We start from the raw sequence: 13,968 nt of genomic DNA, 5'->3' as shown, positions 1-13,968 counted from the left end.
AAAGAAAGAAGCCAAGGTGGGCGATAAGCAGAAACGATGAAGGAATACACATCGTTGGGAAACGAGGAGTAAGAAAAATGAAAAAAATCAACATCGCTATTGATGGTCCTGCGTCATCTGGGAAAAGCACAGTGGCAAAAATCATCGCGAATGACCTGGGATTTATTTATACGGATACTGGTGCCATGTATCGAAGCATCACGTATTTAGCTTTAAAAACGGGCTGTTCACTTGAAGATGAAGCGGCGATCGCTGCTTTGATCGATCAATACCCCATCACTTTTGAACCGACTGAACACGGTCAAGAGGTCTTTGCAGGAGGAGAGCAAGTCACCGAAGCGATCCGTCAGCCAGAAGTAACCAACGCAGTTTCGAAGGTGTCGGCATACCCAGCGATTCGTGAAAAACTCGTCCAACAACAGCAGTTGATCGCTAAAGATGGCGGTGTCGTGATGGATGGCCGCGATATTGGTACGGCGGTTTTACCACAAGCAGAAGTTAAGATTTTTCTGGTAGCAAGTGTGGAAGAACGCGCACAGCGCCGTTTTAAAGAAAATCAGCAAAAAGGGATCAAAACCGATTATGAGACGTTGAAAGAAGAGATCCAGCAAAGAGATTATCTGGATTCTCACAGAGAAGTCTCCCCTTTGAAACAAGCGGAGGATGCGGTTCGAATCGATACGTCTGGTTTAACGATCGAGCAAGTCGTCGAAGCAATCAAAAAAACCATCAAAGAAAAAATTGATTAACAAAAACAATGGGTGTTCCCCATTGTTTTTTTATTTTTCGAAACCAAAAGATGAAAGTGAGTAAGAAAACAGAGGTGAAAAGACTTTTTTAACGAAAAAACCCTAGTTTTTTAGGAAAATAAGAGAAATCGCTTTATTTTTTTTTCATTCTATTTTAAACTAAAAGATGTAGTGCAATTATTGCAGAATTGTTGGTTAGGAGGACATGAGAGATGACAGAATTTGAAAATAATCAGGTTGAGAGTGGAAATGAATCAATGGAAGCCGCTTTAGACAATTTCCAAGAAGTAAAAGTTGGAGATATCGTTAAAGGTGAGGTATTGGCCATTGAGGATAAACAAGCGATCGTTGGGATCGAAGGCGCCGGCGTTGAAGGCGTTGTTCCTGCAAAAGAATTATCAACTTTACCTGTTGAAGACATCAACGAAGCAGTCAAAGTTGGGGATGTCTTAGAATTGGTTGTGATTTCAGCAATTGGTAAAGACAAAGAAAACGGCAGCTATCTCCTTTCTAAACGTCGCTTAGACGCGAAAAAAGTTTGGGAAGATATCGAAAAAGATTTCCAAGAAGGAAAAATCATTGAAGCACCAGTCACCAACGTCGTTAAGGGCGGGTTAGTGGTTGATGTAGGTGTTCGTGGGTTTGTCCCAGCATCAATGGTCGAAGACCATTTTGTTGCGGATTTCGAAGATTACAAAGGGAAAACTTTGACCTTCAAAATCGTTGAGATCGAGCCTTCAGAAAACCGTTTGATCCTTTCTCATAAAGCAGTTGTCGAAGCAGAAAAAGCAAAACAAAAAGAAGCTTTATTAGCTGATTTATATGAAGGACAAGAAGTAGAAGGAAAAGTAGCGCGTTTGACCGACTTTGGTGCCTTCGTAGACCTTGGCGGCATCGATGGACTTGTCCATGTCTCTGAAATTTCTCATGGACATGTTGGCAAACCGAGTGACGTTTTATCTGTTGGCGATACCGTCAATGTGCGTATCTTATCTGTTGATGCAGACAAAGAACGTGTGTCACTTTCGATCAAAGACACATTGCCTGGACCTTGGACCAATATTGAAGAGCAAGCGGCTGTTGGCAGTGTCTTGACAGGGACTGTTAAACGCTTGACAAGCTTCGGTGCGTTTGTGGAAGTCTTCCCAGGTGTTGAAGGGCTGATCCATATTTCACAAATCTCCCATAAACACATTGCGACACCACATGAAGTCTTACAAGAAGGTGATGAAGTGCAAGTGAAAGTGCTTGAAGTGAACCCTTCAGAACACCGAATCGCATTAAGTATCAAAGCATTAGAAAAAGCCGAAAACACCAATGAAACACAAGAGGTTTCAGAGGACGACTATCAATTGCCAGAAGAATCAACTGGTTTTACTATGGGTGATATCTTAGGTGATGCCTTAAAAGACAGCGACGAAGAGTAATTGTATGCCATCAGCTTATAACGATTCGATGTTTGAATTTGTTATAAGCTGGTTTTTTGTTTGCCAGGAAAGCTTGCAACTTTCCATGGCTTTAGGTAAACTAAGTAAGATTGAATACAAGAAGCAGCGTACAAGGACTGCTTTTTTAAATGGAGGGTAAAAAATGTCAAATCCAACAATAGCGATCGTTGGACGTCCGAATGTGGGGAAATCGACCATTTTCAACCGGATAGCTGGAGAACGAATTTCGATCGTTGAGGATACTCCAGGAGTGACCAGAGATCGTATTTATGCCACTGGTGAATGGCTAGGCCGTGAGTTTAGCGTAATCGATACAGGTGGGATCGATTTAAGTGATGAGCCGTTTATGGATCAAATCAAGCATCAAGCAGAAATCGCCATCGATGAAGCAGATGTCATTGTTTTTATTACGAGTGCTCGTGAAGGAGTAACAGATGCTGATGAGCTTGTGGCTCGTTTGCTGTACAAAAGCAACAAACCCGTGATTTTAGCCGTCAACAAAGTTGATAATCCCGAGATGCGTACCGACATCTATGAATTTTATGGTTTGGGTCTAGGCGATCCATACCCAATCTCAGGAAGTCATGGATTAGGGATCGGGGATGTTCTTGATGAAGCAGTCAAACACTTCACCAATGAAGCAGAAGAAGAAGATGATTCCATCATCAAGTTTAGTTTGATTGGTCGTCCAAATGTCGGTAAATCCTCTTTGATCAATGCAATTCTAGGGGAAGAGCGAGTGATCGTTTCTGATATCGAAGGAACGACTCGTGATGCGATCGATACCCATTTTACCAGCGAAAGCGGTCAAGAATTTACCATGATTGATACGGCAGGGATGCGTAAAAAAGGGAAGGTCTACGAGTCTACTGAAAAATACAGTGTGATGCGGGCGATGCGGGCCATTGAACGCTCAGACGTCGTCTTGATGGTCTTGAACGCCGAAGAAGGGATTCGCGAGCAAGACAAACGGATTGCTGGCTATGCCCATGAAGCAGGCCGTGGAATCATTATTGTTGTCAATAAATGGGATACATTGAAAAAAGAAACGAATACGATGCGTGATTTTGAAGAAGAAATCAGAGACGAATTCCAATATTTGGATTACGCGCCAATCATTTTTGTTTCCGCAGTGACGAAACAGCGCTTGAATAAGCTGCCGCAATTGATTGAAGAAGTCAGCATGAATCAAAACATGCGTATTCCATCTGCGTTGTTGAATGACGTCATTATGGACGCTGTGGCGATCAACCCAACCCCAACAGACAAAGGCAAACGTTTGAAGATTTTTTATGCGACGCAAGTAGCTGTCAAACCGCCAACTTTTGTTATTTTTGTCAACGAAGAAGAACTGATGCATTTCTCTTATGCACGTTTCTTAGAAAATCAAATCCGCAAGGCATTCACTTTTGAAGGAACGCCGATTCGGATCATTCCTCGCAGAAGAAAATAGAGATTTTATCATACTTTGTTTCTTTTTACAAAGAAATCTGTCCTTTTCTAGAAAAATGGGAAAAAACCAAAAAAAAACCCCCTAAAAACGTTAAAATCCTTGATATTACAAGGTTCTTATGATAACGTTATATCAGAATATTGATGGTAATCAATATTTGACAAAAACCTTGGACCACTCAAGATTTTTGTTGATGCATGACATCAAAAAAAATATCAGGAGGTGAAACCATCCATGGCAAATAAAGCAGAATTAATCGAAAAAGTTGCAGCAGCTACTGACTTAACTAAGAAAGACGCAACTGCAGCAGTAGACGCTGTATTCTCAACAATTCAAGACGCTTTAGCTAACGGTGAAAAAGTTCAATTGATCGGCTTTGGTAACTTTGAAGTTCGTTCTCGTGCAGAACGCAAAGGACGCAACCCACAAACTGGTGAAGAAATCAAGATCCCTGCTAGCAAAGTACCTGCATTCAAACCAGGTAAAGCTCTTAAAGACGCAGTGAAATAATTGAGTCTTGTAGAAACCCTTGAGTAATCAAGGGTTTTTTCTTTTGTCTAACTAGGAACTGCCACCATGCAGGCGGATCGAATGGGAAAAGAAACGGTATTATTGTCAGAAAATTCAAAAATATTTTTTGTTTTTCTTTTGATCTAAAAAAAACAAGGGTTGCGGGCACACTTTAATTCTCAAGCAAGAATAAAGGTGATTTAAAAGTCATTTTTATCAAAAGAAGCAAGCGATTAAATGACATTTAATGTGAGGAAGGGTTCCTTGGAATTGTCATTATTGAAAAAAAATTCAGAAAATTCGTTGACAAGTGTTTTGGCAAAGGGTATATTGGTAAACAATTACAAGAACGTTACTATTTCTAATGAAGGAGCCATTTTCTATGCGCAATTTTAATCAATATTTATTAGTCATTATTATTGATACCAGGACTTAGAACACGGAAGCAAAAATTATCCGTTTGTTTGAGTCCTATTTGCGTAAGTAAAATGGGATTCTGGCAAAGCATCCCAGTTTTTTATAACCGGGATGCTTTTTTTTATTCCAAAATGCAGGAGATGATGAGTGTGAGAAGTGATCAGATTAAAAAAGGGATCGATGCAGCGCCAGCTAGGAGTCTGCTCTATGCCACAGGACAAGTAAAAAATATCCATGACATGAACAAGCCATTTATTGCGATATGTAATTCCTATATCGATATTGTGCCTGGACATGTGCATTTACGGGAGTTAGCAGATATCGCTAAGGAAGCGATTCGTGAAGCTGGCGGCATCCCTTTTGAGTTCAATACGATCGGTGTGGATGATGGCATTGCGATGGGTCATATTGGCATGCGTTATTCGCTACCCAGCCGAGAATTGATCGCTGATTCCGCAGAAACCGTGATCAATGCTCACTGGTTTGACGGCGTATTTTATATCCCGAATTGCGACAAGATCACTCCTGGCATGATTTTAGCAGCGATGCGGACGAACGTACCGGGGATCTTTTGTTCTGGCGGTCCGATGAAAGCCGGTATTGATCCACGGGGCCACCAGATAACCTTGTCTTCCATGTTTGAAGCCGTGGGGACTTACAAGACTGGCAACATGACGAAAGAAGACTTTGAATTTATGGAGCAAAATGCCTGTCCGACTTGCGGTTCCTGTGCAGGGATGTTTACTGCCAATTCAATGAACTGTCTCTTAGAGATCTTAGGATTGGCAATGCCAGGCAATGGTACGATTCTTGCCGTATCTGAAGAACGACGAGAACTAGTTAGACAAGCCGCCTTTAAGTTGATGGATCTTGTTGAAAAACAAGTGAAACCTCGAGACATCGTGACCAAAGAAGCTATTGATGATGCCTTCGCTTTAGACATGGCGATGGGGGGTTCCACCAACACAGTGTTGCATACCTTAGCGATCGCCAATGAAGCTGAGATAGATTATGACTTAAGACGGGTCAATGAAATCGCTAAAAGAGTGCCTTATCTCTCAAAAATCGCGCCATCATCAGCCTATTCGATGCACGATGTTCATGAAGCTGGCGGCGTTTCGGCAATCATAAGGGAGCTTTGTGATATCGAGGGAGCGATTCATCCTGATCGACCGACTGTCACAGGCAAGACGTTACGCGAAAATGTCGCTGAAGCGAAGATCCACAACGAAGAAGTTATTCATCCCAAAGAAAACCCGTATAGTCCTGTGGGTGGTCTATCGATCTTGTACGGTAATATCGCCCCAGAAGGCAGTGTCATCAAGGTCGGTGGGGTCGATCCAAGTGTCCAAGTGTTCAAAGGCAAAGCGATCTGTTTTGATTCACATGATGAAGCAGTTGCTGCCATCGACAATCATACCGTACAAAAAGGACATGTTGTAGTGATCCGCTATGAGGGACCAAAAGGAGGACCAGGTATGCCAGAAATGTTGGCGCCTACCTCAAGCATCGTTGGACGTGGGTTAGGCAAAGATGTCGCCTTGATCACCGATGGTCGCTTTTCAGGAGCGACCCGAGGAATCGCCGTTGGCCATATTTCGCCAGAAGCCGCTGCAGGGGGTCCATTAGGCCTTGTCAACGATGGCGATGAAATCATTATCGATTTACCAAATCGAACGCTGAATCTGCAAGTATCCGATGAAGAGCTTGCCCAGCGTGCGCAAGAACGACCGAAGTTTCGTTCAAAAGTGAAAAAAGGATGGCTTGCACGTTATACCGCTTTAGTGACTTCTGCCAATACGGGCGGGATTATGCGAGTACCTGATGAGGAGGAGTAGCAATGGAAAATATCGAGTATCAAGCATCGCATCTAAGGACTGGCGCACAAGTATTAGTGGACAGCTTACAAGAGCAAGGCGTCGAAATGATCTTTGGCTATCCGGGCGGCGCCGTCCTGCCGTTATATGATCAATTATATGATGCAGCGATTCCGAATATTTTGACGCGTCACGAGCAAGGCGCGATCCACGCCGCTGAAGGCTATGCCAAAGCTACTGGCAATGTTGGGGTCGTTTTAGTGACGAGCGGACCAGGTGCTACAAATGTCGTCACGGGCATTGCCGATGCTATGAGTGATTCCGTACCATTGGTAGTTATCACGGGACAAGTGGCGGTACCAGGAATTGGCAAAGATGCCTTCCAAGAGGCGGATATTCTGGGTATCACGTTGCCGATCACGAAGCACAACTACCAAGTCCGCTGTGTCGATGAGCTGCCAAAAGTGATCGCTGAAGCCTTCCATATCGCTTCCACAGGGCGAAAAGGACCGGTTGTCATCGACCTTCCGAAAGATATTACATTACAAGAAACCGCTGAAACCTGCTCATTGCCGATCACAAGGAAAAGTTATCAGCCGACGGCAGAGCCATCCCGTCTGCAAATCGAAAAACTGATGCAAGTCTTGGAAAAAGCTCAGCGACCAGTGGTACTGGCGGGTGCAGGCGTGATCGCTGCCGAAGCTGCAGCTGAACTAAATGCATTTATTGCCAAGTACAAGTTGCCGACAGTGACAACGTTGCTTGGCTTAGGCTTACTGCCAAGTGATCATCAATTTTTCTTAGGCATGGGCGGTATGCATGGCACCTATGCGGCGAACATGGCTTTATCAGAAGCCGATTTGATTATCAATATCGGCTCTCGCTTCGATGATCGCCTAGCAACGGCCGGCAGTCAGTTCGGCAAGCAGGCGATCGTTGCTCATATCGATATTGACCCAGTGGAGATCGGCAAGATCGTAACGACAAAGATCCCAATCGTCGGCGATGCCAAGGCTGCTTTGCAGCAAATGCTGCGGTACCCACCAACAAGAGGAACCTGGACGACTTGGTTGGATCTATGCCAAAAACGGAAAAAGGAAAAACCTTATCGCTATGATCGCACTCAGACACAAGAGATCAAACCTCAAAAAGTCATCGAAGAAGTAGGGCGTTTGACCAAAGGAGAGGCTTACGTCATCACCGATGTTGGTCAGCATCAAATGTGGGTCGCGCAGTATTATCCTTTTCACTTTCCCAAACAATTGATCACCAGTGGCGGACTAGGGACGATGGGCTATGGCATCCCTGCAGGAATCGGCGTTCAATTTGCTCATCCAGAAAAAATGGTCGTGGTGTTCGTTGGCGATGGTGGATTTCAAATGACGAACCAAGAATTTGCGATTTTGAATGAGTATGGCTTGAATGTCAAATTTGTGTTATTGAACAACTGCTCTTTAGGAATGGTTCGCCAATGGCAAGAAACATTCCATGGCAAGCGGCGCTCTGCCTCCGTTTTTGCGCAGCAGCCTGATTTTGTCAAACTGGCACAGGCTTATGGCATTGAAGGCTGTCGGATCGATGCCCCAGAGCAACTGGTTGATCAATTGGCAGCAGCTTTTTCTCAAGCAGGGCCGCAGCTGATCGAAGTAATGGTCTCGCCATCTGAGCATGTGCTGCCGATGATCCCACCGGGGAAAGCCAATCATGAAATGATGGGGGTCTAAGAGGATGAAACGGGTATTAGCAGCAATCGTCCATAATGAAGCAGGTGTTTTGAGCCGTATCACGAGTGTCTTGAACCGTCGTCAAGTCAATATCGAGAGTATCTCTGTCGGTACGACAGAACGACCAGAGTTTTCACGTATGACGATCATTGTCAACGTGAACGATTTGGCAGAAACAGAACAAGTGACTAAGCATCTGAACAAGCAGATCGATGTCTTGAAGGTTTCTGATATTACAGAAGTTCCTCATATCGAACGGGAGCTGGTGCTGATCAAAGTCAATGCGCCAACCACAAGCCGTTCGGAGATCCAAGCAGTGATCGATCCATTTCGAGCACACATTGTCGATGTGGCACTAAAAACAATCGTTGTGCAAGTTGCTGGCGATACGAAAAAGGTAGAAGCGTGCATCGAGGTTTTACGTCCATACGGCATCAAACAATTGGCACGGACGGGTGTCACTGGCTTTACAAGAGGGTAAGTGCAATTTTGAATTGCTTAAAATAAAGAAAGAATTCGGAGGAAACAAGTATGGTAAAAGTATATTACAACGAGGAAGTTACAGATAATTTAGGAGACAAGAAGATTGCGATCGTCGGCTACGGCTCTCAAGGGCACGCTCATGCGCAAAATTTACGGGACACAGGTCATGAAGTCTTTATCGGCATTCGTGAAGGAAAATCAGCGGAAGCCGCAAGAAACGATGGATTTGAGGTTTTCCCAGTAGCCGAAGCCGTTCAAAAAGCGGATGTAGTCATGATCTTGGCACCCGATGAGATCCAAGGATCGTTGTATAAAAAAGAGATCGAACCGAATCTTTCTGCGGGCAATGCATTAGCATTTGCTCATGGTTTCAATATTCATTTTGATGTGATCGCGCCACCAAAAGAGGTGGATGTTTTTCTAGTTGCGCCAAAAGGACCAGGTCATTTGGTGCGTCGAACCTTTACCGAAGGGTTTGCGGTACCAGCCTTGTTTGCAGTTTATCAAGATGCGACTGGTAACGCACAAGCAACGGCTTTATCCTATGCAAAAGGCATTGGTGCCACACGGGTCGGCGTTTTGGAAACGACCTTTAAAGAAGAGACCGAAACCGATCTTTTCGGTGAGCAAGCCGTACTTTGTGGCGGTTTGACCAGTATGATCGAAGCGGGCTTTGAAACATTGGTAGAAGCGGGGTACCAACCGGAATTGGCTTATTTTGAAGTTTGTCATGAATTGAAACTGATCGTTGACTTGATTTATGAAGGAGGCTTCAAAAAAATGCGCCATTCGATCTCGAATACGGCTGAGTATGGTGACTACGTTTCTGGTGCTCGGGTGATCACTGCACAAGCCAAAGAAAACATGAAAGCCGTATTGACAGACATCCAAAACGGCCAATTTGCGAAAGGATTCATTGAAGACAATCAAAACGGCTTCCCTGAATTCCATAAAATGCGTGAGGAAAACGGCAATCATCAAATTGAAAAAGTCGGCAGCGAGTTACGGAAAATGATGCCGTTTGTTGCGAAAGATTAGGAGGGACGCGTTTGTTGGTGACAGTTTCTGCAATCGAACAAGCCTACGAGCGACTGCGGGGAGCAGTTAGTCATACGCCGCTGCAGTATGATCGCTTTTTATCTGAGAAGTATCAAGCGACGGTCTTGTTGAAGCGAGAGGACTTGCAAAAAGTCCGCTCCTTCAAATTACGCGGTGCCTACTATGCGATCACCCAGGCAGATCTTGAACTGACTCGTCGTGGCGTCGTCTGTGCCAGTGCCGGAAACCATGCGCAAGGTGTTGCTTATACCTGTCAAGAACAGCAGATCCGAGCGGTTATTTTCATGCCGACAACGACGCCACAGCAAAAAATCGCGCAAGTCCTCTTTTTCGGTGAAGACTATGTCAAAATCGAATTGGTGGGAGATACGTTTGATGCGGCAGCCCAAGCGGCTAAACACTTTGCAAAAGAACAGCAAATGGCCTTCATTGCTCCCTTTGACGATCCTAATATTATCGCAGGACAAGGAACCGTTGCTGTGGAGATGCTGGCGGATGCTGAAAAAAAACAAGTAACGATCGATCTGGTCGTGGCAGCGATTGGCGGGGGCGGCTTGATCAGCGGAACCGCAGCCTATTTGAAAGAAAAGCAACCGAAGATAAAAGTTGTTGGAGCAGAACCTGTAGGGGCAGCCTCGATGCAAGCCGCCTTTGATCATCAAGGACCAGTGGCACTGGAGCATATTGAAACCTTTGTGGATGGTGCAGCGGTCAAACAAGTCGGAGCTCAAACCTATGCCCATGCCAAACGCTACGTGGATCAATTGGTAGCTGTGGAAGAAGGCGCAATCTGTCAAACGATTCTGGAATTGTACAGCAAGCAAGCGATCGTCGCTGAACCAGCTGGTGCCTTGAGTGTGGCAGCTTTGGATCTGATCAAAGAGCAAATCAAAGGCAAAACAGTCGTCTGTATTGTGAGTGGTGGTAACAATGATAGTTCCCGTATGGCAGAGATCGAAGAGAAATCACTGATCTATCAAGGATTGAAACATTATTTTATCGTCAATTTCCCACAACGTCCCGGTGCGTTGAAGGAATTTGTTAGCCATGTATTAGGTCCCGATGATGATATCACTAGGTTTGAATATACAAAAAAAATCAATCGTGGAACAGGACCAGTAATGCTGGGAATCTTGTTGAAACACAAAAAAGATCTCCCCGCATTACTGTCACGAATTGAACAGTTTGACCAAAACTATATCAACCTTCAGCAAAATCAATCACTCTACTCACTTTTGGTTTAAGAAAAAACATGATTTTCCTTTGGAAGAAGAGGAAATCATGTTTTTTGCTTTTTATCGGATCATTGAACCAATCACAGGAAAATACTTCCTAATCATTAGCGATTTAGTAGGTGTTTAAGCGGCTTCTTGTTATAATAGGAAGTAGTAGCAAAGGAGTGAGCCGATGGAAGCTGTTTTTTTCCGAAATGAACAAGAAACCCAAATTTCTTATGGTGAAACACTAGCATCGGTCATGAGAGAACAGTCGATCGAGCCGCAGCAGGTGATCATTTTGACGAATCAGCGCTATTATGACCGCTTTTCAGAAAAATTGACCCGCCTGTTTTTGCCACGAGAGGTCAATTGGTATATTTGTACCAATCAAATGTATTGCAACAACTTTAGCGAGTTTAAAGCTGCAATGGATTTCTTCGGTCGCTTTTCAAAACAAGAGCCGCTGTTGATCGTCGGTTTTGGGAATGAAGGCGTGTTGGCATTGAGCAGTTTTATCCACGCGACGTCGGTTCTGACGACACAGCTTTGGCTGATTCCCGTTTCCTTGCGGGCTTTAGCTAAAAGTGTGAAAGAAACAGCGATCGTTGTGAAAAAGCCAGATATCCCGATGCTGGAAAATCCTAATACACCCGAATTTGTTATTTACGATCAGACGATCGCAGAAAAACAGATCGATGGGAAATTGGTCGATTTTTTGACTCTGATTCGTTGTGGCGTGCTTGCCGATAGTGAGTTTTTAAAAGAGCTTTATCGAACCTATCCCAGTCATCAGGCGTTGATGAGACATTCGTTGGCTGCGTATACCGATCGGTTGATCCAACTATACCAGCAATCAGGCAGCGAATTGGAGGAGTTTGGCCAACTCTTTGCCGATGCTGCTTATCGAACGGAAAATGGGCACTTGCTGTCTGATGCGATGAAATTATTCTTTGGCTTTTTGTTTCATTTTATGTGGACCGTCCAGCAGCAGCAATTGACTGTCGATCTGCCCGTGTTCTGCCAATGGCTTGCCCGATTAGGCTTTCCCATCGAATTGCCCGAGTCTTTTTCATTAAGCGAATATTTCAGTCATGTACTGGAATTGCAGCAAAAAGAAAAAAAACTGTTATTTTTGGCAAAAGTTGGTACAATAGGGGGCAGAACAAAAATCGAGGAAAAAGATCTCGTCCAGACGATGGAGACTTATCAGCGATTAATCAATGAGATTCGAGGGGTTTAAATGGAAACATATAGTGAAAAAATGTTAAAAGCATTAGCCGCGGAAGAACTGGCTGAAGCACAATTAAATTTTACCGAAGCTCTGCAAAAAGATGATGATGAAACTTTAGGCGCTTTAGGTGATGAACTATTGCAGATCGGCTTTTTGGAAGAGGCGAAAACGTTATTTGAAACCTTGCAGCAACGACATCCTGATAATGAAGCTTTGCTGCTTCCTTTAGCAGAAATTGCGATGGAAGAAGACCAGATCGAAACGGCTTTTGCCTATATTGATCAAATACCACCGACCAGTGAAGCGTATTTGCAAGCCTTACTATTGAGTGCGGATCTTTACCAATTGATCGGTATCCCTGAAGTTAGTGAAGCCAAACTAAAAGAAGCGCAAAGCATTGTGCCAGATGAACCTTTGATACGGTTTGCATTAGCTGAGTTAGCCTTTTCGACTGATCGCTATCAAGAAGCCGTTGACCTTTATCAAGGATTGCTGGAAGAAGAAATCACGGATATTTCGGGGATCTCGATCGTTGAACGGACTGGTACATCATTGAGTATGGCGGGAAAGTTTGAAGAGGCATTGGAATATTTTGAAGCAAGCCTAGAAGACGAACAGACCGATGAGCGTCTTTTTCAAACAGCTTTAGTCTATTTGCAGCTAAAAGAAAATGAACAAGCGATTCGCTACTTGCAGCAGTTGCGGGTCATGAATCCGCAATACCGCGCCTTGTATCTTTATCTTGCAGAAGCATTGCAAGAAGAAGAGCAGCTGGAAGAAGCGCAGCGTGTGATCGAAGAAGGGATTCATGAAGATCCATATCAAGTGGATTTCTATCATTTTGCTGCCGAGAATGCTTACCGACTTCATGACAGTGAAGCAGCAGAATCATTTTTACTAAAAGCATTGGAGACTGGTGACAAAGAAGATGATACGTTACTGACCTTAAGTAATTTATACTTGAATGAAGAGCGTTGGCAAGAAGCGATCTTGACCATCGAACGAATGGAAGACAATGAACAGCCGCATGCCCTTTGGAATTTGGCGCAAGCGTATAATGCGCTGGAAGATTTTGACAAAGCAGCAAACTATTACGAAGAAGCCAATGCTGATTTGCACCATGAGCCAGCATTTATGAAAGAATATGGCATTTTCTTACGTGAAGAAGGGCGTTTACCTGAAGCACTTCATTTGCTGCAACATTATTTGGCGCATGAGCCAGGTGATTTAGAAGTACAGTCGATCGTGGAGGACTTATTAGAAAGATAGGTGAGAGAAATGAACATCAATGTACAAGAAAAGAAAAAGTTTCTTAATTGGTTAGTTTCGACCGTTTCCTTCAGCCGCCGAGAAGTCTCTTGGGTGTTAAACTATCTGGCGAACCATGAAGCGATCTTGACCAATGTTCATTTTGTAGAAGGGGCAGCCGCAGCCAAACGGGGCTTGAGTGTCCGCAGTACAGAAATTGGGGGCGAACCGTTTGTCTTGAGCATCGAAGGGCAGACCTTTTATGACATTGATCAGATTTTTCATGAGATTCGCATGAATTGGAAACAACCCTTGTATCTTGAATGTCTCTTCCCAGATTCTTGGTCGCAATCCTTTTATTTAGCAGTTTTAGAAGACAATCCTTATGAACGTTGGAACGACCACTTGGATCAAGAAATGACCCAACATGTTACCCAGTATCTTGAAAAAGAAGAAACAAAAACCAAAATCGATACCTTGTATCGGCAAATCGATCTAGCCTTGGAAAATGGGGATCGTGATGCCTTCTTAGAACTTTCGGATGAAGTAAATCGACACTTGCTCCAGCAAAAAGAAGAAAGCCGTTAACAAGCAAAAAGCAGCCCTTTAACC

At 44.0% G+C, this 13,968-nt stretch carries 12 protein-coding genes; all 12 read left to right on the top strand.

The window, feature by feature from the left end; all coding sequences use genetic code 11:
* Positions 1-77 precede the first annotated feature (77 nt).
* The gene (cmk, locus tag ACTW1R_RS11245) at positions 78-749 is read left to right on the top strand and encodes a (d)CMP kinase (protein ID WP_034858340.1); all 672 of its coding nucleotides are present in this window, start codon (positions 78-80) and stop codon (positions 747-749) included.
* Between the two features lie 212 nt (positions 750-961).
* The gene (gene rpsA / locus ACTW1R_RS11240) at positions 962-2,176 is read left to right on the top strand and encodes a 30S ribosomal protein S1 (protein ID WP_005229333.1); all 1,215 of its coding nucleotides are present in this window, start codon (positions 962-964) and stop codon (positions 2,174-2,176) included.
* Between the two features lie 163 nt (positions 2,177-2,339).
* Entirely contained in the window at positions 2,340-3,650 is a 1,311-nt protein-coding gene (gene der / locus ACTW1R_RS11235) for a ribosome biogenesis GTPase Der (RefSeq protein ID WP_005231911.1), read from the top strand.
* Positions 3,651-3,884: 234 nt separating this feature from the next.
* A complete protein-coding gene (locus ACTW1R_RS11230) occupies positions 3,885-4,160 on the top strand; it encodes an HU family DNA-binding protein (protein ID WP_003126821.1) in 276 nt (91 codons plus the stop codon).
* Between the two features lie 566 nt (positions 4,161-4,726).
* Positions 4,727-6,415 carry a dihydroxy-acid dehydratase gene (gene ilvD / locus ACTW1R_RS11225; protein ID WP_015510070.1) on the top strand — a complete coding sequence of 563 codons (1,689 nt, stop codon included), beginning with the start codon at positions 4,727-4,729 and terminating at the stop codon, positions 6,413-6,415.
* A gap of 2 nt (positions 6,416-6,417) precedes the next feature.
* The gene (gene ilvB / locus ACTW1R_RS11220) at positions 6,418-8,118 is read left to right on the top strand and encodes a biosynthetic-type acetolactate synthase large subunit (RefSeq protein ID WP_128488659.1); all 1,701 of its coding nucleotides are present in this window, start codon (positions 6,418-6,420) and stop codon (positions 8,116-8,118) included.
* Between the two features lie 4 nt (positions 8,119-8,122).
* Positions 8,123-8,599, top strand: a complete 477-nt coding sequence (gene ilvN / locus ACTW1R_RS11215) for an acetolactate synthase small subunit (RefSeq protein WP_005229349.1) — start codon at positions 8,123-8,125, stop codon at positions 8,597-8,599.
* Between the two features lie 50 nt (positions 8,600-8,649).
* Positions 8,650-9,639 (top strand): ketol-acid reductoisomerase, encoded by a 990-nt coding sequence (gene ilvC, locus ACTW1R_RS11210; RefSeq protein ID WP_128488661.1) that lies wholly within the window; start codon positions 8,650-8,652, stop codon positions 9,637-9,639.
* An 11-nt stretch (positions 9,640-9,650) separates the two neighbouring features.
* Positions 9,651-10,904, top strand: coding sequence for a threonine ammonia-lyase IlvA (gene ilvA / locus ACTW1R_RS11205; protein WP_271813300.1), 1,254 nt, complete (start codon positions 9,651-9,653; stop codon positions 10,902-10,904).
* Positions 10,905-11,067: 163 nt separating this feature from the next.
* Positions 11,068-12,117, top strand: coding sequence for a hypothetical protein (locus ACTW1R_RS11200; protein ID WP_005229354.1), 1,050 nt, complete (start codon positions 11,068-11,070; stop codon positions 12,115-12,117).
* Positions 12,118-13,377 carry a tetratricopeptide repeat protein gene (locus tag ACTW1R_RS11195; protein WP_005229356.1) on the top strand — a complete coding sequence of 420 codons (1,260 nt, stop codon included), beginning with the start codon at positions 12,118-12,120 and terminating at the stop codon, positions 13,375-13,377.
* A gap of 9 nt (positions 13,378-13,386) precedes the next feature.
* Positions 13,387-13,944, top strand: coding sequence for a YpiB family protein (locus ACTW1R_RS11190; RefSeq protein ID WP_005229358.1), 558 nt, complete (start codon positions 13,387-13,389; stop codon positions 13,942-13,944).
* Positions 13,945-13,968 lie beyond the last annotated feature (24 nt).

Source organism: Enterococcus sp. R12 (genome assembly GCF_058135755.1).
This window is presented reverse-complemented; position numbering and strand designations above follow the sequence as displayed.